20 protein-coding genes are annotated in these 23,014 nt (G+C 69.3%); 4 read left to right on the top strand and 16 right to left on the bottom strand.

The annotated features are described in order from the left end of the window. Positions 1-11: 11 nt before the first annotated feature. The 11 genes from argC to ACQUQ0_RS06710 form a co-directional block, all read right to left on the bottom strand. Positions 12-1,055 (bottom strand): N-acetyl-gamma-glutamyl-phosphate reductase, encoded by a 1,044-nt coding sequence (argC, locus tag ACQUQ0_RS06760; RefSeq protein WP_435184001.1) that lies wholly within the window; start codon positions 1,053-1,055, stop codon positions 12-14. Next, positions 1,052-1,918 carry a lysine biosynthesis protein LysX gene (gene lysX / locus ACQUQ0_RS06755; protein ID WP_435184000.1) on the bottom strand — a complete coding sequence of 289 codons (867 nt, stop codon included), beginning with the start codon at positions 1,916-1,918 and terminating at the stop codon, positions 1,052-1,054. Before lysX ends, argC begins: the two co-directional genes overlap by 4 nt. Position 1,919: 1 nt before the next feature. Beyond that, positions 1,920-2,099, bottom strand: coding sequence for a lysine biosynthesis protein LysW (gene lysW, locus ACQUQ0_RS06750; protein ID WP_372386720.1), 180 nt, complete (start codon positions 2,097-2,099; stop codon positions 1,920-1,922). A 232-nt stretch (positions 2,100-2,331) separates the two neighbouring features. After that, a complete protein-coding gene (gene argH / locus ACQUQ0_RS06745; protein ID WP_435183998.1) occupies positions 2,332-3,804 on the bottom strand; it encodes an argininosuccinate lyase in 1,473 nt (490 codons plus the stop codon). A gap of 6 nt (positions 3,805-3,810) precedes the next feature. Beyond that, on the bottom strand, positions 3,811-5,025 hold the full coding sequence (locus ACQUQ0_RS06740; RefSeq protein ID WP_435183996.1) for an argininosuccinate synthase: 1,215 nt from the start codon (positions 5,023-5,025) through the stop codon (positions 3,811-3,813). Positions 5,026-5,371: 346 nt separating this feature from the next. After that, complete coding sequence (locus tag ACQUQ0_RS06735; RefSeq protein WP_435183994.1) at positions 5,372-6,073, bottom strand: DUF429 domain-containing protein; 702 nt, start codon at positions 6,071-6,073, stop codon at positions 5,372-5,374. Continuing rightward, positions 6,070-7,281, bottom strand: coding sequence for a cation:proton antiporter (locus ACQUQ0_RS06730; protein WP_435183992.1), 1,212 nt, complete (start codon positions 7,279-7,281; stop codon positions 6,070-6,072). Before ACQUQ0_RS06730 ends, ACQUQ0_RS06735 begins: the two co-directional genes overlap by 4 nt. Next, the gene (locus ACQUQ0_RS06725; protein ID WP_435183990.1) at positions 7,281-7,796 is read right to left on the bottom strand and encodes a cation:proton antiporter regulatory subunit; all 516 of its coding nucleotides are present in this window, start codon (positions 7,794-7,796) and stop codon (positions 7,281-7,283) included. The genes ACQUQ0_RS06730 and ACQUQ0_RS06725 overlap by 1 nt, the downstream gene beginning before the upstream one ends. 62 nt (positions 7,797-7,858) lie before the next feature. Beyond that, complete coding sequence (locus tag ACQUQ0_RS06720; RefSeq protein WP_435183988.1) at positions 7,859-8,488, bottom strand: dolichol kinase; 630 nt, start codon at positions 8,486-8,488, stop codon at positions 7,859-7,861. Between the two features lie 2 nt (positions 8,489-8,490). Continuing rightward, on the bottom strand, positions 8,491-10,290 hold the full coding sequence (glyS, locus tag ACQUQ0_RS06715; RefSeq protein WP_435183986.1) for a glycine--tRNA ligase: 1,800 nt from the start codon (positions 10,288-10,290) through the stop codon (positions 8,491-8,493). Continuing rightward, on the bottom strand, positions 10,287-11,135 hold the full coding sequence (locus ACQUQ0_RS06710; protein WP_435183984.1) for a CBS domain-containing protein: 849 nt from the start codon (positions 11,133-11,135) through the stop codon (positions 10,287-10,289). The genes glyS and ACQUQ0_RS06710 overlap by 4 nt, the downstream gene beginning before the upstream one ends. Positions 11,136-11,502: 367 nt before the next feature. On the opposite strand from ACQUQ0_RS06710, the gene ACQUQ0_RS06705 reads away from it, so the two are divergent. The 4 genes from ACQUQ0_RS06705 to ACQUQ0_RS06690 all read left to right on the top strand — a co-directional run bounded on the left by ACQUQ0_RS06705 (position 11,503) and on the right by ACQUQ0_RS06690 (position 17,602). After that, positions 11,503-11,670, top strand: coding sequence for a DUF7556 family protein (locus ACQUQ0_RS06705; protein WP_372386710.1), 168 nt, complete (start codon positions 11,503-11,505; stop codon positions 11,668-11,670). Between the two features lie 293 nt (positions 11,671-11,963). After that, positions 11,964-12,383, top strand: coding sequence for a PPC domain-containing DNA-binding protein (locus tag ACQUQ0_RS06700; protein ID WP_435183982.1), 420 nt, complete (start codon positions 11,964-11,966; stop codon positions 12,381-12,383). Then, entirely contained in the window at positions 12,383-16,075 is a 3,693-nt protein-coding gene (locus tag ACQUQ0_RS06695) for a DNA polymerase II large subunit (protein ID WP_435183980.1), read from the top strand. The genes ACQUQ0_RS06700 and ACQUQ0_RS06695 overlap by 1 nt, the downstream gene beginning before the upstream one ends. Before the next feature lie 93 nt (positions 16,076-16,168). Further along, positions 16,169-17,602, top strand: a complete 1,434-nt coding sequence (locus ACQUQ0_RS06690) for an ATP-binding protein (protein WP_435183978.1) — start codon at positions 16,169-16,171, stop codon at positions 17,600-17,602. 60 nt (positions 17,603-17,662) lie between these two features. On the opposite strand, the gene ACQUQ0_RS06685 is transcribed toward ACQUQ0_RS06690, so the two are convergent. The 5 genes from ACQUQ0_RS06685 to ACQUQ0_RS06665 all read right to left on the bottom strand — a co-directional run bounded on the left by ACQUQ0_RS06685 (position 17,663) and on the right by ACQUQ0_RS06665 (position 22,930). Beyond that, positions 17,663-19,210, bottom strand: a complete 1,548-nt coding sequence (locus ACQUQ0_RS06685; RefSeq protein WP_435183976.1) for a sulfatase — start codon at positions 19,208-19,210, stop codon at positions 17,663-17,665. Positions 19,211-19,310: 100 nt separating this feature from the next. Next, positions 19,311-19,673: a NifU family protein gene (locus ACQUQ0_RS06680; RefSeq protein ID WP_435183974.1), complete on the bottom strand. Its 363-nt coding sequence runs from the start codon at positions 19,671-19,673 to the stop codon at positions 19,311-19,313. 174 nt (positions 19,674-19,847) lie between these two features. Further along, a complete protein-coding gene (gene fer / locus ACQUQ0_RS06675; protein WP_435183972.1) occupies positions 19,848-20,237 on the bottom strand; it encodes a ferredoxin Fer in 390 nt (129 codons plus the stop codon). 145 nt (positions 20,238-20,382) lie between these two features. Then, entirely contained in the window at positions 20,383-21,540 is a 1,158-nt protein-coding gene (locus ACQUQ0_RS06670; RefSeq protein WP_435183970.1) for an anion permease, read from the bottom strand. Positions 21,541-21,628: 88 nt separating this feature from the next. Beyond that, positions 21,629-22,930 carry an O-acetylhomoserine aminocarboxypropyltransferase/cysteine synthase family protein gene (locus tag ACQUQ0_RS06665; RefSeq protein WP_435183968.1) on the bottom strand — a complete coding sequence of 434 codons (1,302 nt, stop codon included), beginning with the start codon at positions 22,928-22,930 and terminating at the stop codon, positions 21,629-21,631. Positions 22,931-23,014 lie beyond the last annotated feature (84 nt).

Genomic DNA, 23,014 nt, shown 5'->3' with positions numbered 1-23,014 from the left:
GTCGCGTGCGGTCAGGGCGCGCCGACGGGGTGGAGGCCGGCGAACTCCAGTCCCGCGGTCTCGTCGAGGCCGAGCGCGACGTTCGCGGCCTGGACGGCCTGCCCCGCCGAGCCCTTCATCATGTTGTCGATCGCCGAGAAGACGACCAGTCTCCGATTGCCGGGGTCGACCTCGAAGCCGACCTCTCCAAAGTTGGTCCCGGCGACCGCCTTCGGCTCGGGGTAGCGGTAGACGCCGCCTCCGCCGGCGACGGTCCGCATGAACGGCTCGTCGGCGTAGGCGTCGCGGTAGGCGCTCCAGAGGTCGCCCTTCGAGACCGGCTGATCGGGAAAGAGGTGGCAGGTCGCGCTCGCGCCGCGGGTCATGTCGACCGCGTGGACGGTGAACGAGACCGATAATCCAAGAAACTCCTCGATCTCGGCCTCGTGGCGGTGGCCCGTCGGCGCGTACGGGCGGACGATGCCCGAGCGCTCGGGGTGGCTGGAGGCGTCGCCGCCGCCGGCGCCGCCCTCCGAGGAGCCGACCTTCACGTCGACGACGGCCTGCTCGTCGCCCTCCAAGATCCCGGCGTCGAACAGCGGCTTCAGCCCCAGGATCGTCGCGGTGGCGTTGCAGCCGCCGGAGGCGATCAGGCTCGCGCCGGGGAGATTTTCTCTATTGATCTCGGGCAGCGCGTACTCGGCCTCCTCCAGGTACTCGGGACAGACGTGGCCGTCGTACCACTCGTCGTACTGTTCTTCCGTACTCAGGCGGAAGTCCGCCGAGAGGTCGACGACGGTGTCCGCGGCCTCCTGAAACCGGTCGATGTGCTCCATCGAGACGCCGTGGGGCGTCGCCGCGAACAGGGCGTCCACGGATTCGAGGTCCTCGGGAGAGGTGAAACGGAGGTCCATCTCCCGGAGGTTCGGGTGGACGTGGCCCACGGTCTTGCGCTCCTTCGATCTGCTCGTCGCCTGGACGACGTCGAAGTCGGGGTGCTGATAGAGGAGCCGCAGGAGCTCGCCGCCGGTGAAGCCCGAGCCGCCGACGACGGCGGCGGTGTAGTGCTCGCTCATACGCTCGCCTCGGTCTCCGTCGCCACCTTGTTTTCGATCCAGTCGACCACTTCGGCGGGGACGTCGACGTCGACGGCGTCGTTGAGCGCCTTGAACTCCACTGTGTGATTGACCTCGTGGACGGTGTAATCCTCGCCTGTCTCCATCAGGTCCACTCCCAAGAGCCCGCCGCCGACGGCGTCGGACGCGTCGGCGACGAGCTCGCGGACCCGGTCGTCGACCTCGAAGGCCGCGACCTCGCCGCCCTTGGCGGCGTTGGTGAGCCAGTGGTCCGACGAGCGCGTCATCGCGGCGACCGGCTCGCCGTCGACGGCCACGACGCGGATGTCGCGGCCGGGCTTCTCGACGAACTCCTGGACGTAGAACACCTTGTGCTGGTAGTGGCCCAGCGTCGCCTTGTGTTCGAGGACGGCCTCGGCGGCCGAGCGGGACTCGACCTTCGCCATCAGCCGCCCCCACGAGCCCACGACGGGCTTGATCACGCAGGGGTAGCCGAACTCCTCGATCGTCTCCAGGGCGCTGTCGGTCGTGAACGCGACCTCCGTGTTCGGCGTCGGGACGCCGGCGGCCTCCAGCGCCAAGCTGTTTTTCACCTTGTCGGCGCAGACGTCGGCGGTCTCGGCCGAGTTGATGACGGGCACGTCGTAGGCGTCGAGGAACTGCGTGATGTAGACGCTCCGGCTCGTCGCCAGACAGCGGTCGACGACGACGTCCACGTCCGCGAAGACGTCGGGCGCTTCCGAGATGTTGAACTGCTCCTTCCGGACGTCGATCTTCTCGATCTCGTGGTCGCGGTCGCGGAGCTCCCCCAGGAGGAGCTTCTCGTCTTTCCGGATCCGGGAGTAGAGCAGCCCAACCTTCATCTCACTCGCCCCAGTCCTCTTCGAGTTCCGGGGCTTCTTCGAGCGTGATCGGGTCGACGGAGACGACTTCCAGTTCGGCGCCGGTCGCCGGGCTGTCGACGATCTCGCCGACCTCGACGTCGGCGGGGATCTCGATCTCTTCTCCGGTGAGCGGGTCTTCTGCGGTGACGGTTTCTGCCATACCCGTCGGTCGGCGTGGAAGCGACTTAAACCCATCGAAGTTATCGGATAAATTACCTGAACGGCGATACTACTAACGGCGTGAAACAGTCGATCAGTCCGCCCGTGTGAAATCTATGTCTGATTTCATATGTTATCGTCCCCGGGAGGGGGACCGTCGCGATCGACGCCCGCGCGGCGGGTCCGGCGGCCCCCGCGACGCGCGGCCGTCGGCGCGCGGCTCGGGTCGCGCGTCAGACATAGCCGGCCACCTCCGCCTCCAGCGTCGCTGCCGCTTCGTCGAGCGCGTCGCGGCGCTCGGCGATCGCGGCCGAGTCCGCGTCGCGGCGCTCCTCGGCGGCGTCGAGCTGGCGGGCCACCACCTCGGGGGCGGGGCCGCCGACGGAGTCCCGGCTCGCCACGCTCTTGCCGGGATCGAGCACGGCCTCGACGTCCGCCCGGTCCACGTACTCGAAGAGGGAGTCGCCGAGTACGTCGGCTGCGACCTCGTCAAGTGTTGCGACGTCGGGCGTCTCGCCGCCGGCGCGCTCGGCCGCCTCGGCGAGCACCTCGTGGGCGGTGCGGAACGGCACGCCCGCCATCGCGAGCGCGTCGGCGACGCCGGTCGCCGTCGAGAAGCCCGCGCCCGCCTCCGCGGCGAGCGTCTCGACGGGCCAGTCGGCGGTCGCGACCGCGCCCGCGGCGACGGCCGTCGCCTCCGAGACCGCGTCGACGGTCTCCCAGGCGTGCGGCGTCGCGCGCTGGAGATCGCGGTTGTACGCCCGCGGCAGCCCCTTCAGCGTCGTCAGCAGGCCGGTCAGGTCGCCGACGGCGTCGCCCGCGACCGCGCGGACGAGTTCGAGGGTATCGGGGTTGACCTTCTGCGGCATGATCGACGACGTCGAGGAGTAGTCGTCCGCGAGGTCGACGAAGCCCTTGTTCGCGAAGATCACCAGGTCCTCGGCCAGCCCCGACAGCGTCACGGCGTGGGTCGCGAGCGCGCTCGTCGCCCCCGCGAGGAAGTCCCTCCCCGCGGAGGCGTCCATCGAATTCTCGACGATCCCGTCGAAGCCGAGCAGCGCCGCGGTCCGCTCCCTGTCGATATCGAACGGCGTCCCCGCGAACGCCGCCGCGCCGAGCGGCGAGCGGTTCGTCCGGTCGTACGCGTCGAGCAGCCGCGCCGTGTCGCGGGCGACCGCGGACTCGTAGGAGAGGAGGAAGTGCGCGAGGGTCGTGGGCTGGGCCGGCTGGAGGTGCGTGTAGCCCGGCATCACGGTGTCGACGTGCTCCTCGGCGACGTCGACGAGCGCCTCGCGCAGCGCGACGGTGCCCTCGGCCGCGTCGAGCAGGTCCTCGCGCAGGCGGCAGCGGATGCAGGCGGCGACCTCGTCGTTGCGGCTCCGGGCGGTGTGCATCTTTCCGCCGTCCGGGCCGATACGGTCGACGACGGCCGTCTCGATCGCCTCGTGGACGTCCTCGCCGTCGGGGAGCGCGCCGTGGCCCGCCGCCTCGACCTCGTCCAGCGCGGCGAGGATCTCGCCCGCGACGTCGGATTCGACGATGCCCTGTTCGGCGAGCATCACCACGTGCGCGCGGTCGACCGCGAGATCGGCCTGGAAGATGCGCTCGTCGGCCGCGAGGCTGGACAGAAATCCGCGGGCGGGGCCGCCGCTGAAGCGGTCCCGCCGGACCACGCTCGCGTCGTCCGGTCCCTCGCCCTCGGTCATCGTCGCTTACTCCCAGTCGCCTTCGTCGTCGCCTTCCGCGGCCTCGGTCGCGGCGTTGGCGAGGCGCGACTGGAAGCCGTGGTACTTCGCGACGCCCGTGGCGTCCTGCTGGGTGATGTCGCCGACCCCGGAGGTGTTGAACGAGGCGGCGTCCTCGGAGTAGACCGCGTAGTCGGACTCGCGGCCGACCGCGCGGGCCTGGCCGCCCTCGAACTTCACGGTCACGGTGCCGGTGACGCGCGACTGGGTCTCGTCGATGAAGCCCTCCAGCGCGCCGACGAGCGGGTGCTCGACGAGGCCCTCGTAGCCCTTCTGGGCCCACTCGTCGTCGATGGAGCGCTTGAAGTCGCGCTCGTCCTTCGTGAGCACCAGTTGCTCTAGGGCCTCGTGGGCGGTGAGAAGCGTCGTCGCCGCCGGGTGCTCGTAGTTCTCGCGGACCTTCAGCCCGAGCATCCGGTCTTCCATCATATCCGTGCGGCCGACGCCGTGCTTGCCGGCCTGCTCGTTCAGCTGCTCGATGAGTTCGACGGGCGAGAGCTCCTCGCCGTCGAGCGCGACGGGGTAGCCGTCCTCGAACTCGATCTCCACTAATTCAGTTTCGGTGTTCGTCGCGGGGTCCTGGGTCCACTCGTAGATGTCCTCCGGCGGCACGTAGCTGGGGTCTTCCAACTGGCCGCCCTCGACCGAGCGGCTCCAGAGGTTGGTGTCGATCGACCAGACGCCGGAGTTGCCGGACTGGACGGGGAGGTCGTGCTCTTCGGCGTACTCCTGTTCCCACTCGCGGGTGAGTTCCATCTCGCGGACGGGCGCGACGACGTCGAGGTCGGAGGCGCGCCAGACGACCTCGAAGCGGAGCTGGTCGTTGCCCTTGCCGGTGCAGCCGTGCGCGAGCGCGTCACAGCCCTCCGCCTCGGCGACTTCGAGGATGGCGTTCGCGATGACCGGCCGAGCCAGCGCCGTCCCGAGCGGATAGCCCTGGTAGGTCGCGTTCGCGCGCACCGAGTCGAAGCAGAGCTCGGCGAACTCCTCTTTCGCGTCGACGACGTGCAGGTCCAGGCCGTGGGCGTCCGCCGTCTCCTGTGCCTCCTCGAACTCCGATTCGGGCTGGCCGACGTCGACCGTGACGCCGACGACCTCGTCGTAGCCGTACTCCTCCTGCAGGAGCGACACGCACACCGTGGTGTCGAGCCCGCCGGAGAACGCGAGTGCCACGCTTGTCATTATACCTCCGAATCAGTCGCTCTCGTGTATAAATTACACGGTTTAGGATTAAAAAATTAAATCGCAGCAATGCCTGTAACCGGGCCGAAGAGACGCTTGTCGCTTCCGGGTCGGATCGACGGGACGTGGAAAGGAGAGGAGTGGTGGGCCTAGGCGGCCCGTCGTCGTCGGCGTCGCGCGCCGGCGTCGACGTCGGCAGAAATCGGCGCGTGGGGCGCCGAGACGGCCGTAGCGGCGGCTCTCCGGAGAACGCGAGCGAGCGTCCGAGAGCGCCCTGTCATCGTCGGTATACAGTTCAGCCGTCGCACTAAACGTTTTCGGGACGCGTCGGCGCCGACGCGGGCGTTCACGGCCCCCGGACCGCGAACCCGAGGTAGTAGATCCGCGGCTCGTCGCCGTCGGGGTCCGGCGGCGCGGTCGCGAGCGACGGCGCCGCGGCGGCGACCGCGAGCACCATCGCGTCGAGGACGTCGTCGCGGCCGACCGCGCTCCGCGGGTGTCGCTCCAGCGCGTCCGCGTACGCCGCTTCCGCGCCCTCGACCGCGTCGCTCAGGAGCGCGCGTCGGAGCCGACGGCCCCGCTCGCCGGACTTCGCGTAGGCGATCGGCTGCCCGTTCAGCCCGGCGAAACAGAGCTCCGGGTGGGCCTCCCGGATCCGCCCGTCGTAGTCGTCGCCCGCGACCTCGGCGACCTCCCGGATCTCCTCCCGGATGTGAAACGCCTGCCGGGAGAGCCCGTGGCCCACGTCCGCGCGGTGGGCGTCGCTGGCGGCGTCGTAGTCGTCGCGCTCGACCGCGCGCTCGCTCGGCGGGTAGAAGACGGAGATGCCGCGACAGCCCAGCAGGTCGCTTGCGACCTCGTCGCAACGGCGTCGGCTCCCCGCCGGCAGTCCGATCGGGATGTCGACGAGGATTCGCCCCTCGGGGTAGGCCCCGGCGACCGACGCGAACGACTCGTGCGTCTCGACGCGGAGGCCGTTGGCGCCGCGGACGCTCGCGACCCAGCCGGCGGGGCAGGCGTCGACGCCGACGGCGGATCTATCGCTCATCGCGAGGCCCCGTCGACCGGCCGGATCCGGCCGACGATCGTCTCGACGACGTCCGAGCGCTGCATCAGGACCGTCCCGAGCCCGCTCATCACGAGCACGTAGCCCACCGCGAGCGCGGGGATCGTCTCCTGTAGGACCGGCGTCGATCCGCTCGCGGCCAGGGCGGCGATGACGAGCGAGAACTCCCCGCGGGGGACCAGCCCGACGCCGACCCGGAGCGAGCGCCGCTCGGAGAGCCCGTACGCCTGCCCGCCGAGGTACCCCGAGAGGACCTTCGCGGGCGTCGTCAGGGCGACCGCCGCGACGAGCGGGACGGCGACCGCCGCGAGGGTCAGCGGGTCGGTGCCGACGCCGATCCAGAAGAAGAAGACCGCCGCGAAGACGTCGCGGACGGGCGTGAGGAGCTGTTCGATCCGCTCGCGGTGGCCGCTCGTCGAGAAGCCCATCCCGACGAAGAAGGCCGCGACGGCCTCGCTCACGCCCAGCGCCAGCGCGACGCCGGCGACGGGGACGACGACCGCGAGCGTCCGGAGCACGAACGCCTCCGTCTCGGGGACGTCGAGCACGCGGGCGAAGAACGCCGTCCCGTACTGGACGGCGACGAGCAGCAGCCCCAGGAAGCCGAAGGCGATCGCCAGCGAGCGGGCGACGCCGCCCAGGCCGCCGGCGCCCCCGCCACCACCGAGGACGAGCGAGGTGACGACCGCGAGGTAGACCGCGATGAAGAGGTCCTCGAAGACCAGCGTGCCGAGGATCGGCTCGGCCTCCTCGTCGGCGATCCACCCGAGGTCGATGAGCGTCTTCGTGACGATCGCCGACGAGGAGATGTAGACGATGCCGCCGAGGAGCAGCGCCTCCACGACCGACCACCCGAGCGCGAGCCCCAGCGCGATCCCGAGCGGCAGATTGATCGCGACGTCGATCACGCCCGCGCGGGTGATCGCAGAGCGCGACGCCAGAAGCCGATCGAGGCTGAACTCCAGTCCCAGAAAGAAGAGGAGGAGCACGATCCCGACCTCCGCCAGGACGGTCAGCAGTTCGCCGTCCGGCACGTACGGCACGCCGAGGCGGCCGGCGACGAACGGGCCGGCGGCCATCCCGCCGACGACGTAGAGCGGAATGACGGAGAGTCCGACGCGGAGCGCGACGGCGCCGGCGACCGCGAGGACGACGAACAGTTCGCCGAGTTCGAGGAGTCCAGCGGCCATTATCGGCCGTCCGAGCCGTCGTCGCTCTCGGCGCCGTCTGTCACCTGCGACTCGAACGCCTCGTAGGCCTCGCGGCTCCCGACGACGACCAGGGTGTCGCCCGCCTCGATCGTGGTGTCGCTGCCGGGAGACGGCATCACCGCGTCGCCGCGCTCGATGGCCACGACCGACGCGCCCGTCTCCCGTCGGAGGTCGGCCTCGCCGAGGGTCCGGCCCGCGACCGGCGAGTCGGCGTCGATTTCGACCCACTCCAAGAGCGTGTCGCCGCCGAGCAGCGTCTCGACGCGCTGGGACTCCACGGGCTGGAAGTACGCGCCTTCGAGGATCGTGCCCACCTGGCGCGCCAGGTCGTCGGGGAGCTCGAAGAGCTTCTCGGAGTCGGCGTCGGGGGCCGGCCGCCGGAACACTTCGCGCCGCCCCTCGTTGTGGGTCACGACGACGAGCTGTGAGCCGTCCGGCAGGTCGATCTCGTGTTTCTTTCCGACGCCCGGGAGGTCGCTCTCGTAGACGGTCACGCTCCCCGGTTCGGCCCTGCGGTACAAAAATCGCCCTGTGAGCGGCGCCGCAGATTCGGTCGTCACCCGACGACGGGCGCCGCGCCGGCGACCGCCAGCACGACCCCGCCCGCGACGGCCGCGACCGGCGGGATCGACAGATTGTCGTCGATCACGTAGCCCGCGATGACGGGCTTGAAGCCGTCCGCGAGGGTGGCAGCGAGCGCGGCCGCGACCGACGCCGCGCCGCCGGCGACGGCGCCCGCGACGGGGACGAGGAACGGCGCCGACACGAGGAGACAGACCAGGAACATCGCGCCGAGCGTCTCGACGCCCTTCGCTTCGTCGGCCTCGCGCGTCGTGCCGAGCAGCCCCGAGATCGGGTCGCCGATCGTCAGCATCAGCGCCGCCGGCACGGCCAGGTGCGGCGCGAAGACGAGCGCGACGGCGGTGATGCTGAACATATACAGCGCGTAGCCCGCGACGTTCGTCTCCTCGTACGGGCGGGTGAGCCGGTCGTAGATCGCCCAGTCGAGGCCGATGAAAAGGCGAAGCGTCTCCAGGACGGCCGCGACCGCGGCGGCAAAGAGCATCAGGCGGCCGAACTGCGCCCACGTCACGACGCCGAAGACGTACAGCAGCACGAGTCCCGTCCCGCTCGCGTGGACGAGTCGCCGCTGCAGCTCGGCCGTCGAGACGCGGGCGAGCGCCATCGTTACCCGTCGGCGCCCGGCGCGACGAGCTCGTAGGCGTCGACCAGGTCGTCGAACGGCCGGTCGCCGCTCTCGACCGCCCGCAGTTCGTCGACGAGGTCCGAAACGGGGACGCGGACCTGCCGCGCGGTGTCGCGCTCGCGGATCGTGACGGTGTCGGGGCCGTCGCCTTCGAGCCCGTCGCGGTCGACGGTGACGCAGAACGGCGTGCCGACCTCGTCCTGGCGGCGGTAGCGGCGGCCGATGCTGCCGGAGTCGTCGTAGACGACGCTGAAGCCCGCGGTTCGAAGGTCGTCGACGATCCCCTCGGCGCGCTCGACGAGCCGCTCGACGTTCGAGACGAGCGGGAAGACGCCGACGTCGGTCGGCGCGACCTCCGGCGAGAGCGAGAGGAAGCTCCGCGCCTCGCCGTCGACCTCGTCGCGCTCGTAGGCGTGCGCGAGCAGGGTGTACACCGTCCGGTCGACGCCGAACGACGGCTCGATCACGTGCGGCGTGATGTGCTCGCCGGAGACGGTCCGTTCTTCGATGCGGAAGTTCGCCACGTCGGCGTCGACCTCGTGGGTCTCGCCGTCGATCTCGACCTCGACGACGTCGCCCTCGAACGCCGAGGGATCGCGCTCGGCGAGGTCTTCGAGCGCCGCCTTCACGTCGCCGGCGGCGCCGCCGAACTCGGGGCCGAGGACGCTCATGTCGGGCTCGACGACGGCCTCTTCGACCTCCTTTGGCTCGTCGAACTGCCGGAAGATCGTGAACTCGTCGTCGCCGTACTCGTCGTGCTTCGAGAGGTCGTAGTCGCCCCGGTAGGCGAAGCCGGCGATCTCGATCCAGTCGCCGTCGACCTCGCTCTCGGCGTCCCAGCAGTCCGCGGCGTAGTGGGCGCGCTCGCCGGGGAGGTGCTGGCGGAAGCGGAAGCGGTCCACGTCCACGCCGATCCGCTCGTACCACTCCTGGGCGACGCCGAGGAAGTAGCCGACCCAGGCGTCGCCGACGATGCCCTCCTCGACCGCCGCGCCGACCGTCGTCTCGACGTAGCCGCCGCCGTCACGCTCCTGCTCGGTCGCGGGGTAGAGCGTCACCTCGACGTCTCTCACCGACTCCAGATCGGGCTCGTCGCGCTCGGGGTCGACGAACTGCTCCAGCTCCGCCTGGGTGAACTCCCGGGTGCGGACGATGCTCTTCCGCGGCGAGATCTCGTTCCGGTAGGCCCGCCCGATCTGGGTCACGCCGAACGGGAGGCTGTTGCGCGCGTACTCCTTGATCCGCGGGAATTCCACGAAGATACCCTGTGCGGTCTCGGGCCGGAGGTACCCCGGCGTCGACGACCCGGGGCCGATGTTCGTCTCGAACATCAGATTGAAGTCGTCGACCGGCTCGCCCGAGAGGTGCGCGCCGCAGGCGGGACACTGGATCTCGTGTTCTTCGATCAGGTCTTCGACCTCGGGGATGGGCAGCGTCTCGGCCTCCTCGATGCTCGTCTCGTCCTCGATGAGGTGGTCCGCGCGGTGGGACTCGCCGCACTGGGGACACTCCACGAGCATATCGTCGAAGCCGTCGAGGTGGCCCGAGGCCTCGAAGACGGGCTCGGGCATAATCGTCGGCGCCTCGACCTCGAAGTTGCCCTCCTGGACGGTGAAGCGCTCGCGCCAGGCGTCCTCGACGTTCGACTTCAGCGACGCGCCCTGCGGCCCGAACGTGTAGAAGCCCGCCGCGCCGCCGTAGGCGCCGCTCGCGCCGAAGAAGTACCCGCGGCGCTTGGCCAGCTCCGCGAGCCGTTCGCCCTCGGTTTCCTCCTGACTCATTCCAGCGCCTCCAGCAGGTCGATGTCGCGGACGATGCCGACGAGCTGGTCGCCCGTCACGAGCGGGATCTGCTCGATGTCTTCTGTGATCATCGCCTGGGCCACCTCGACGGCGGGCTTGCTCTTCGGGACGGTCACGAGGTCGCCGGACATAAACGTCGAGACGGGCTCGGCCGGGATCTCGACGTTCCGGGTCGGGATGTAGCGGTTGCCGACGGCCTTGATCCCCTCCCACATCCACTCGTCGTCCTGGCCGGCCACGGAGTCGCCGGTGTCGTCTTCGCCCTCGACGACGCGGGCGACCTCGATGATGTCGACCTCGGTGAGGATCCCGGCCATCGATCCCTCGTCGTCGAGACAGACCGCGTAGGGGACGTTTGCGTAGTAGAGTTCGCGCTCGGCGACCGGCAGCGGCGTCTCCGTGTAGGTCGTGTTGACGTCGCGGGTGGCGATCTCGCCGGCGGTGACGTCCAGGTCGACCTCGCCGCGCGCGATCGCGCGGACGACGTCGGTGACGGTGATGATGCCCTCCAGGACGCCGTCGACGACGGGGACGCGCCGCGTCCCGCTGTCGAACATCAGGCGCGCCGCCTCGACGACGCTCGCGTCGGCCGTGACGGTCGGGACGTCCCGCATCAGGACCGCGAGCTGGTCCTCGTCGGGGCGTTCGATCAGTTCCTCGCGGGAGACGAGCCCTCTGTACTCCTCGCCCTCGTCGGTCCGCTTGACGACCGGGACCGAAGAGAAGCCGCGCTCCTGGAGATACTCCAGCACGTCGTCGCGAGTCCCCGGGAGTTCTACGACCACCACGTCCTCGCGGGGAGTCATCGCGTCGGCAACGTTCATACGGCGCCTTACTGCGCCACACCTCTTGTACTCTTTGAAGCCCCGTTCGCTCCGCGTGCCGGCCCGTCGCCCCCGTTTCGCGGCGCGTCCGCCCGGCCCGAAGCGGTCTCGTGTCGCGCCGCTCTCGCCGCCGGCCGCCCGACCCGCGACCCGTCCCGCGTCTGGGAGCAATTGCCACGACATAGTATCTCACGGACTATTCCATATCAGAACGACGAATTTGTCCGCGCAAAGCAAATCATTCGTGGGTAAGTACGATGGATTACCGCTCATCTGTATCGTTACTCGCGACGAAATATACATATTCGTGTGATACTCGCACAGTCAATTCGACGGGTTTATGTATGACTGAGACACATTCACAAACATGACGCCGAATGCGACGGCCGTGTCCGACGCGTCGCGCGCCGAGGTGATGGCCTCGGTGGACTCCACCCCCGCTCAGTCGGAGTTCATTATCGCGGACATCTCCCGCGACGATGCGTGGCTCTCGATGCGAGTATCGGAGGCGCCGTCGCTCGACGAGTGGGCCTGATCGGACGGTCCCCTCGCCCCTGAACTGATTTTTTGTCGCCGCATTTCCCGCCAGCGGCAGCGCCGCTCACAGCGCATCGAGCACCGCGTCGACGACGACGCCGGCGACTTCGAGCCCGGCCGATTTCGCCCGGTCGACGAGACCGGCGTCGTCATCGTCATCCTCTCCGGCGTCGCTCATCGTTCGCGTTCGGACCGGCACCGACGTACGCTTTCGGGTCCGAGCCGGGGTCGCGGACCCCTCGCGACGCGCAGACACGTAGATTTTTGTCCGCGTCTCTCCACGGAACGGGTATGCAGTATCGCGAAGTCGAGTCGACCCGGGAGTTCCTCCTGCGACTCGAAACGGGGGCCGACTGGCGGACGGAGATCGAGGAGTTCGCCGACCTCGAAGACATCGACGCCGCGTGGTTCCAGGCGATGGGCGCCGTCCAGGACGCCGAGGTGTGGTTCTACGACCAGGACGACAAGGAGTACCGGTCTGTGACCTTCGACGAGCCCCTGGAAGTCGCGGCCTGCGTCGGCAACGTCGCCGACCTCGACGGCGAGACCTTCGCGCACACCCACGCCGTGCTCTCCCGCGAGAGCGGCCAGGCGCTCGCCGGCCACCTCAACGCCGCGACGGTGTTCGCCGGCGAGGTCCACCTCCGCGCCTTCGACGAACCGCTCGTCCGCGAGCACCACGGGCCGACCGATCTGGACCTCTGGCTGTAATGCGGCCCGAGGACGAGCGGTACTTCGAGCGGATCGAATCCCGCCTCGACGAGGCGTTCGACCGCGCCGAGCGCGCGAAGGCGCAGGGCCGCGACCCCGAGCCCGGGGTCGAGATCCCGGTCGCGAAGGATATGGCCGACCGCGTGGAGAACATCCTCGGGATCGACGGCGTCGCCGAGCGCGTTCGCGAGCTCGAAGGCCAGATGTCCCGCGAGGAGGCCGCCCTCGAACTGGTCACCGACTTCGTCGAAGGCACCGTCGGCGACTACGAGGGCCGGGCCGGCAAGGTCGAGGGCGCGGTCCGCACCGCCGTCGCGCTCCTCACCGAGGGCGTCGTCGCCGCGCCCATCGAGGGGATCGACCGCGTCGAGATCCTAGAGAACGACGACGGCACGGAGTTCGTCAACGTCTACTACGCCGGGCCGATCCGCTCGGCGGGCGGGACGGCCCAGGCGCTCTCCGTCCTCGTTGCCGACTACGCCCGCTCGCTTCTGGACATCGACGAGTACAAGGCCCGCTCGGCGGAGATCGAGCGCTACGCCGAGGAGGTGGGCCTCTACGACAAGGAGACGGGGCTCCAGTACTCGCCGAAGGACAAGGAGACGAAGTTCATCGCCGAGCACATGCCGATCATGCTGGACGGCGAGGCCACCGGCGACGAGGAGGTCTCGGGCTTCCGGGACCTCGAACGCGTCGACACCAACTCCCCGCGCGGGGGGATGTGTCTCGTCCTCGCGGAGGGGATCGCGCTGAAGGCCCCGAAGATCCAGCGGTACACCCGCGGCCTCGACGAGGTCGACTGGCCGTGGCTCCAGGACCTCATCGACGGGACGATCGGGAAGGACGGCGGCGCCGGCGCCGACGCGAAAGACGGAGGCGGAGATGAGGAGGCCGACGACTCGGCAGAGAGCGACGGCGACGGCGACGGCGACGAGGCCGAGGAGGGACCGTCGGGCGACGGCGACGCCCCCGACTCGGAGGACGACCGCCCCGCGGGCCCGCCGCGGCTCGACCCCTCCGAGAAGTACCTCCGGGACCTGATCGCCGGCCGCCCGGTCTTCGGGCACCCGAGCGCCGCGGGCGGCTTCCGCCTCCGCTACGGCCGCGCCCGCAACCACGGCTTCGCGACCGCGGGCGTCCACCCGGCGACGATGCACCTCGTCGACGACTTCCTCGCGACCGGCACGCAGATCAAGACCGAGCGGCCGGGCAAGGCCGCGGGCGTCATCCCCGTCGACTCCATCGAGGGGCCGACCGTCAGACTGGCGAACGGCGACGTCCGGCAGATCGACGACCCCGCGGAGGCGCTGGAAATCAGAAACGGCGTCGAGAAGATCATCGACCTCGGCGAGTACCTGGTCAACTACGGCGAGTTCGTCGAGAACAATCACCCGCTCGCGCCCGCCTCCTACGTCTACGAGTGGTGGGTCCAGGAGTTCGATGACGCCGGCGCCCCGGTCCAGGCGCTCGCGGACGACCCCGGCGTCGACCTGGAACACCCGACGCCCGCGGAGGCGGTCGCGTGGGCGACCGACTACGACTGCCCGCTCCACCCGGACTACACCTACCTCTGGCACGACGTCTCGGTCGACGACTTCGCGGCGCTCGCGGACGCGGTCGACGCCGGCCGGGTCGTCGCCGCCGAGGCCGACGGCGGCGTCGTCGATCGCGCGCCCGGCGACGGCTCCGAGGCCGACCGCGCCGGCGCCGAGGGCGAACAGCGCGGCGACGTCGACGCCGACGCGCTCGTCCTCCCGTTCTCCGAGCGGGTCGCGAGCGCCCTGGAGCACCTGCTCGTCGAACACACCCGACGCGAGGAGACGGTCGCGGTGCCGGAGTGGCGACTCTTGGTCCGCTCGCTCGGCTTCGACGTCGAGGGGGGAACGCTCGACCGCGACTGGACGCCCGAGGACCTCTCCGCGCGCGCTCGCGAGTGGGACGACGGCGAGAGCGCGCTCGAAGCCGTCAACGAGGTCGCGCCGTTCGAGGTCCGGGAGCGCGCGCCGACCCGCATCGGCAACCGGATGGGCCGGCCCGAGAAGTCCGAGTCCCGCGACCTCTCGCCGGCGGTCCACACGCTCTTTCCGATCGGCGACGCCGGCGGCAGCCAGCGCGACGTCGGCGAGGCCGCGCGGTTCAGGGACGACCAGGGGCGCCGCGGCGTCGTCGACGTCCGCGTGGGCGATCGGCTCTGCCCGGAGTGCGACGCCCACACCTTCCGGACCCGCTGTCCGGAGTGCGACGCCCACACCGAGCCCCACTACGAGTGCGAGGAGTGCGGCCGCGTCGTCGAGCCCGACGAGTCCGGCCGCGTCTACTGCGACGGGTGCGAGCGGGAGGTCACGAGCGCCGAGTGGTTCTCGGTCGACGTCGGCGAGGAGTACCGCGACGCGCTTGAACAGGTGGGCGAGCGCGAGTCCGCCTACGACATCCTGAAGGGCGTCCAGGGGCTCACCTCGGCGGACAAGACGCCCGAGCCGATGGCCAAGGGCGTCCTCCGGGCGAAGAACGGCGTCACCTCGTTCAAGGACGGGACGGTCCGCTACGATATGACGGACCTGCCGGTCACGGCGGTCCGGCCCTCGGAACTGGACGTCACGGCCGAGGACTTCCGCGAGCTCGGCTACGAGACCGACATCGACGGCGAACCCCTGGAGTTCGACGACCAGCTGGTCGAACTGAAGGTCCAGGACATCGTCCTCTCGGACGGCGCGGCCGAGCATATGCTCAAGACCGCCGACTTCGTCGACGACCTCCTCGAAGACTTCTACGATCTGCCGCCGTTCTACGAGGTCGACGAGCGCGAGGACCTCGTCGGCGAGCTCGTCTTCGGGATGGCGCCGCACACTTCTGCTGCCGTCGTCGGCCGCGTCGTCGGCTTCACCTCCGCGGCCGTCGGCTACGCGCATCCGTACTTTCACGCCGCCAAGCGTCGGAACTGCGACGGAGACGAAGATTGCGTGATGCTGCTGATGGACGGTCTCCTGAACTTCTCGAAGTCCTACCTCCCCGACAAGCGCGGCGGTCAGATGGACGCGCCCCTGGTGATGTCCTCGCGGATCGACCCCAGCGAGATCGACGACGAGGCGCACAACATGGACATCGTCCGGCAGTATCCCCTCGAATTCTACGAGGCCACCCGCGAGATGGCCGACCCCGGCGCCGTCGAGGACGCCATCAAACTCGGCGAGGACACCCTCGGCACCGACGACGAGTACCGCGGCTTCGACCACACCCACGACACCTCCGACATCGCCCTCGGGCCGGACCTCTCGGCGTACAAGACGCTCGGGTCGATGATGGACAAGATGGACGCCCAGCTCGAACTCTCGCGCAAACTGCGGGCCGTCGACGAGACCGACGTCGCAAAGCGCGTCATCGAGTACCACTTCCTCCCCGACCTGATCGGGAACCTCCGCGCCTTCTCCCGCCAGGAGACCCGGTGTCTCGACTGCGGCGAGAAGTACCGGCGAATGCCGCTCACCGGCGAGTGCCGGGAGTGCGGCGGCCGGGTGAATCTGACGGTCCACCGCGGGTCCGTCAACAAGTACATGGACACCGCCATCCACGTCGCCGAGGAGTTCGGCTGTCGCGAGTACACGAAACAGCGGCTCGAAGTCCTGGAGCGCTCCCTCGAATCCGTCTTCGAGAACGACAAGAACAAACAGTCCGGCATCGCGGACTTTATGTGATTCGAGGCTGCGATCCGGCGGGATCGGCGCGTGATTCTCCGAATTGAAGCTCGGACGTGAAGTATTATCCCGGATCGGGGGGTGTTTCCGGCAATGACCAGCGAACCGGATATCGAGGTTCTCTACGTCAACGACGACGAGCCGCAGTTGGAGCTCCTGCGCACGCAGCTGACCGACGAGAGCGATCGCCTGCGCGTCCAGACGGCCGCGAGCCCCGATCGCGGGTGGGAGGTCTTCGCCGACGCCCGGAGCGACGCCGACGCCGACATCGACTGCATCCTCTGCGATCACCACATGCCGGGCCAGACCGGCGTCGAGTTTCTCAGGCGGGTCCGAGCGGTCGACGCCGACGTCCCGTTCCTGCTGTTTACGAACACCGGCGACGAGACGGTCGCGAGTCGCGCCATCGAGGCGGGCGTCACCGACTACGTGATCCGCGAGGCGATCGAGAATCAGGCGCCGCTGCTCGTCCAGAAGATCGTCACGTACGTCGAACACCGGCGGAGCCGACGGGAGATCGAGCGGACGAACGAGCAGTTGCGCGAGATCGTCTCGGTCACCGACCAGGCGCTGTGGGTGTTCACGCCGGACTGGTCGGAGTTGCGGTTCATCAACGACCGGCACGAACCGCTGTTCGGACAGCCGACCTCGGAGCTGCGCGCCGACCCCACGTCGTTCCTCGAACGCATCCACGACGGCGACAGGGCGCGCGTCGAACAGGCGATGCAGCGCGCCTCCGAGGGCGAGCCACAGCTCGTCGAGTACCGGGTCAACAAGTCCGAGGCGGTCCAGCTGTGGGTCGAATCCCGGTGTAAGCCCGTCGTCGACGACGACGGCACCGTCGTCTCGCTCGTCGGGCTGACCCGCGACATCTCCGACCGAAAGGTGTACCAACAGGACCTGCTGGAGACGATCGAGCAGCTCGAAGAGTTCGCGTCGACGGTCGCCCACGACCTCCGAAACCCCCTGAACATCGCGAACGGGAACATCCGACTCGCGGCCAAGGAACGGGAGAGCGAGCGGCTCGACACGGCGCTGGACGCCATCACTCGGATGGATCGGCTCGTCGACGAGCTCCTCGCGCTGGCGAAGGAGGGCGATTCGATCGGCGACCGACAGCCGGCGGCGTTCGCAGAGCTGATGCGAGAGAGCTACGACAACGCTCGGGCGACCGGGAGTTCGCTCGGAATCACCGGCAGCGTCTCGCTCGAATGCGACCCGACGCGCCTCACCGAGGCGTTCGAGAACCTCGTCCGGAACGCGGTCGAACACGGGGACAGCGACGTGGCGATCACCGCCGGCGTGCTCGACGGCGGCGGGGGCGTGTTCATCGAAGACGACGGTCCCGGCATCCCGCCGGAACACCGCGATCACGTCTTCGATCGGGGGTACACGACGAGCAAGGACGGAAGCGGGTTCGGCCTCGCGATCGTCGAGCGGATCGTCACCGGCCACGGCTGGGACCTCGACGTCGGCGAGAGCGCCAGCGGCGGCGCCCGATTCGAGATCCGGACCGCCGACGCTTGAGCGAGAGGTGGTCGCGGTCGCGGTCGCGATCGCGACAGCGTCACGGCGCCGCGGTGACCGTCACTCCAAGTACCCGAGGTCCCGCAGGCGCTCTTGGGCCTCGTCGTCCATCTCCTCGACGGTGTCGTCGGTGACGTCGTCGTCGAGCGCGTCGGTCCAGGCGCCGCCGACCGCCGACTCGAAGTCCGCGAGCGCCGCCTCGGTCGCCTCGACCTCCGGGTCGCCCTCGCCCGCGACGTTGTCCGTCTCGTCGGGGTCCGAATCGAGCCGGTAGGCCTCGTCGGCGATCCGGTCGATCCGGACGTACTTCGCGTCGGTCCGGCGCGCGGCGCGCATCCGCGAGTAGAACCGGGAGTCCTCGGGGAGCGTGATCCCCGCGTCGGCGGCCTTCTCCTCCAACTGCTTGAGCTCGACGACGGGCCGGGAGTACTCGATGAAGGCGTCCGCGCCGTCGTCGCGCTGTCCCGGGTCGCGGGCGTCGTCGTCGACGCGGCCGAACTCGCGGTACGACTCGGAGAGGAGCGAGCGCGTGCGGTCGAGCGGGACTGCCGTCTCGCCCGCCGCAGCGGGCGTTCCGCCCTCGACGTCGAGGGCGTCGAGGACGGTGTGGTACAGGTCGACGAGTTCGACCTGGTCGGCGCGGCGCTCTGCCTCCAGGTCGGGGTGTTTGACCAGCAGCGGGACGTTCACGAGCGGGTCGTACAGGCAGAACTCGTGGCCGTAGAGGTCGTGTTCGCCGTGGAGTTCGCCGTGGTCCGCGCAGACGACGACCATCGTGTCGTCCCACTTGTCCTCCGACCGCAGCCAGTCGAACAGCCGTCCCAGTTGGTCGTCGATGTGGGCGATCTCGGCGTCGTAGAGGCTCCGGATGTCCTCCCACTCCTCGTCGTCGATGTCGCGGGCGCCGGAGTTGTACTCCTTGGAGTTCTGACACACCTCGGTCGAGTCGACGCCGGGGGCGAACTCCCGGGCGAACTCCTCGGGCGGGTGGTACGGCAGGTGGGCGTCCATCAGATTGATGAACGCGAACGCGCGGTCGCTGTCGTCGAGGAACTCCATCGTCCGGTCGACGACGGCGGGCGTCTTCGAGTCGGCGCCCTCGCCGCCGGCGAAGTACTCGTGGGCGGTGTTGCCGAGGCTGACGAGCTTGTCCGCGATCGCCCGGAGCGCGTCGTTGTCGTTCATCGTCTTCCACGCGCGGGCGAGCGGGCCCGAGAGGAAGTCGCCGGGCATCACCTCGAAGAAGTTGTCCTGGTCGTCGAAGCCGTCGGTGAGGTGGGTGTACGGCGTGATCCAGGCGTTCGAGGAGTAGCAGGCGGTGTCGTAGCCCGCATCCGAGAGCGTCTCCGCGAGCGTGGTCGCGCCCTCCAGGTAGGGGTTCTCCTGGTCGGCGCCGTGCTGGGAGGGGTACATTCCGGTGAAGAGCGACGCGTGGACCGGGAGCGTCCACGGCGCCGGCGCGACGGCCTGCTCGAAGACGGTGGCCTCCTCGGCGAAGGCGTCGAGCGTCGGCGTCGTCGGCCGGTCGTACCCGTAGGGGGTGAGGCGGTCCTTCCGGACGGTATCCATCACCACGAAGAGGACGTTATCCGGCGATTCGGCACTCATACCCACCTCTCACAGCGTCGGCGTCAAAGAGTCACCGGTCCGGCGTCGCCGGGGGGTGTCGGAGCCGATCGGAGCCGACCGACGCAAATCGACGCGAGCGTTAGAACGGGGCCTGCGGGCCTTCGTCGCTGTCGCGCTCTTCGCCTTCGGTCTCGCCGGGGAAGGACGGCGACATCCCACCGCCGTCGTGGCCGCCACCGCCCATTCCCGTATCGGCGTGGACGGTCTCGATCTCGGGGATCTCCTTGACCATCCGGCTCTTGATCGCCTGGATCGTCATCGGGGAGATGCCACAGCCCGAACACGCGCCGCCGAGCATCACGGTGACCTCGCCCTTCTCGCGGTCGAGGTGCTGGATGGCGGCCGAGCCGCCGTGCATCTGGATCTGCGGGAAGTTCCGGCGCAGGAAGTTCGTGACGCGCTCCTTCAGGTCGTCGTCGCCGCCCGTAGCGTCCGTACTCATACCTACGCGTTCGGTACCGACGGGCTTAGGCCTTTGGTTCGATACCTCCTCGGGGCTCGATCCGCGGACGGCGTCCGGCAGTTCGCCGGCGCGCCGCTGTCGCGGCGGCCTCAGAAAAATGGTGGTCGGAGTCGGTTCCGAAGTCCGCTCTCGGGCTGGCGCCCGGGATCCGGCTCAGATGACGCGGTTCTGGAGGTAGTCGAGGTGCTTCGCGTTGTAGACGATCTTGACTTCCTCGGCCGCGGGCGACCCGATGCAGGTCAGGCGGACGTTCTTCTCGGAGACCTCCTCGTCGGAGAGGATCTGCTGCATGTCCATATCGATCTCGCCCTCCTTGAGGATCGACGCGCAGTTCGCACAGGCGCCTGCGCGGCACGAGAACGGCCAGTCGTAGCCCTGCGCCTCGGCGGCTTCGAGGATGTACTCGCCCTGATTGACCTCGAGGGTGCCGTAGTCCTCGTCGCCCAGGTCGGCGTCGGCCGCCTTCTCGAAGAGGTCGTCGTCGTCCATATCCCAGCCCTGATCGTCCAGCACTTCGTAGTTGAGGTATTCTACGGTAGGCATCTCACTTGGCGATTTGTATGCCACCCCATTAGACTTTGCTGTTCGATCCAGACCTGCTTTTCGACCGTATTACCGCTTCAGCGAAACGAACGTGGGGTTTTGGGCGATCGGGAACCGAACTCGGAAGCGATCGGATCGCCGGACGCTATATCGGAACGGTCGCAAAGAGCGCATACGACGCCGCGGCCGAGAGACTCGGCGTGAGGAGCCAAAAGAAGATGACCCGACCGGTGGTCCCCGGGTCGAACAGGTCCGTGCCGGCGAGGTCCGTCGAGGACTCCTCGCCCATCCGGGGCACCTCCTCGCCGGTCTCCGTCGTCAGCGCGTCCACGGACATCTCCGGCGTGTCGCCGCTGAGCGCCTCGCCGAGCGTCACCGTGCGGGTGGCCCGCCCCCAGCCGAGCCCGACGATGCACATCGTCGCCGACACCGCGAGGCTCGCCGGAATCCCGAGGTACGAGAGCATCGCGATCAGCGACGCCGACACCGTCTCGACGACGAGCGCCGCGAGGATCGGCAGTTCGGTGAGGTCGTTGCCGACGGTGTCGAGCGTCCGCCGGGCGATGGTGAACGCGCCCAGCCCGATCGCGCCGGCGGCCAGGAAGATCCCGTTGTTCATCGACACCGCGCCGTTGCCGACGAGCGGTGCGACCGCGTTGGCGGCGTTCGACGCCCCCGCCGAGTAGGCCATATAGCAGGCGATGACGACCACGAGGGCGACGCTGCCGAGTTCGCGGGAGGTCGTGTTCGGTCCGAGTCGGGGCCGCGGGACCGCCCCGCTCCGGTCGAAGACGAGGATCGCCCCCGGTGACTGATCGAGTTTCAGCTTGGCGTCGAGGTAGGGATAGAGGTACCGCCCGATCACCGCGCAGATCCAGAAGGCGATCACGGGCGAGACGATCCACCACGAGATGATCTCCAGCATCACGCCCTCGTCGAGCGTCCCCGTGGCGAGACCGAGGCCCGCGATCGCACCGACCGCCGTCATCGACGTCGACGCCGGGACGCCGAAGGTGTTCGAGATCAGGAGCGCGAGGCCGACGAAGAAGAGGACGGCCACGCTGGCCGCCAGCGTGAACTGGCTCTCGGGGACGATCTGTCCCCCCATCGTCTGGATGACCTCGCGGCCCGCCGTCCACGCCCCCAAGAGCGCGAACGCCGTCATCAGCGCGGCCGCGCCGAGCTTCGAGACGAGGCCGCTCCCGACCGCGGGGCCGAACGCGACCCCGGTGGACGAGCCGCCGATGTTGAACCCGACGAACACTGCGACCAGGAGCCCGACGATGAGGAGTGCTTCGACCACACTCCCCGTTCAGGGCAGAGGAGGAAAAACGTCACCATCGCCCGATCGGCGCGCGGGCGACGGGCGCGTCCCGAACGCGGCTCGCCGATCAGTTCGTCGCGCGCTCGATCGCCTGATCGAGGTCGGCGATGACGTCGTCGACGTCCTCGATGCCCACCGACAGCCGGACCATGTCCGGCGTCACGCCCGCGGCGCGCTGTTCCTCCTCTGTGAGCTGCTGGTGGGTCGTCGAGGCGGGGTGGATCACGAGCGTCTTCGCGTCGCCGACGTTCGCCAGGAGCGAGGCGAGCTCGACGTTGTCGACGGTGTCGCGGGCGGCGTCGTAGCCGGCCTCCAGGCCGAAGGTGATCATCCCGCCGTAGCCGCCCTCCAGATATTCGGAGGCCTCCTCGTGGGTCTCGTGGCTCTCCAGGCCGGGATAGTTGATCCAGGAGACCTCGTCGTGGTCCGCTAAGTACTCCGCGACGGCCATCGCGTTCTCGCAGTGGCGCTCCATCCGCATCGGCAGCGACTCCAGTTTTTCGAGAGTGTTCCACGCGTCGAACGGCGACTGGGCGTTACCGAGGTCGCGCAGGCCGCGGGCGATGGCGGCGTAGGTGAACGCCGCGTCGCCGAAGCGCTCGGCGAAGTTGACGCCGTGGTAGGCGGGGTTGGGGGCGCCGATCTCGGGGTACTTCTCGGCGTGTTCGGCCCACGGGAACGACCCGCCGTCGACGAGGACCCCGCCGATCGTCGTGCCGGCGCCGTGGATCCACTTCGTCGTGGAGTTCCACACGAGATCGGCGCCGTGCTCGATCGGCCGGCAGAGGTACGGCGTCGCGAAGGTGTTGTCGACGAACAGCGGGACGTCGTTCTCGTGGGCGATGTCGGCGATCCGCTCGATGTCCGGCGTGACCAGCGCGGGGTTGCCGATCGTCTCCAGGTGGACGTAGGCGGTGTCCTCGTCGATCGCCTCCTCGTAGGCCTCGTAGTCGAGGGTGTCGACGAAGCGCGTCGTGATCCCGCGGCGCTCGACGGTGTGGGTGAAGTACGTGTAGGTGCCCCCGTAGAGCGACGACGCCGTCACGATGTTGTCGCCGGCGCTCGCGAGCAGGAACGTCGCCAGGTCGAGCGAGGCCATCCCCGAGGCCGTCGCCGCGGCGCCGATGCCACCTTCGAGCGACGCCAGGCGCTCCTGGAGCGTCGCGACCGTCGGATTCATCAGCCGGCTGTAGATGAACCCCTCCTTCTCCAGGGCGAACTGTCCCGCGGCGTCCTCGGCGTCGTCGAAGACGTACGAGGTGGTCTGGTAGATCGGCTGTGCCCGCGCGCCGGTGGCCGGATCGGGCTCCTGTCCCGCGTGGAGGCTTCGCGTCCCGAACCCGAGTGGCTGCTCTTCGTCGTCTGCCATACCCCGCCCTTCTCGGAGCGGCGGCCTAACCGACGTGACGTGAGCAAATTCCGCCGGTATCTACGACGCCGTCCGCGGATCCGG

Origin of the sequence: Halobellus sp. EA9 (assembly GCF_051195055.1) — an archaeon.
In the GTDB taxonomy this organism is placed as follows: Archaea; Halobacteriota; Halobacteria; order Halobacteriales; family Haloferacaceae; genus Haloquadratum; species Haloquadratum rubicundus.
Note: the sequence above shows the minus strand (reverse complement) of the source record. Positions and strands in the feature narration are given on the sequence as shown.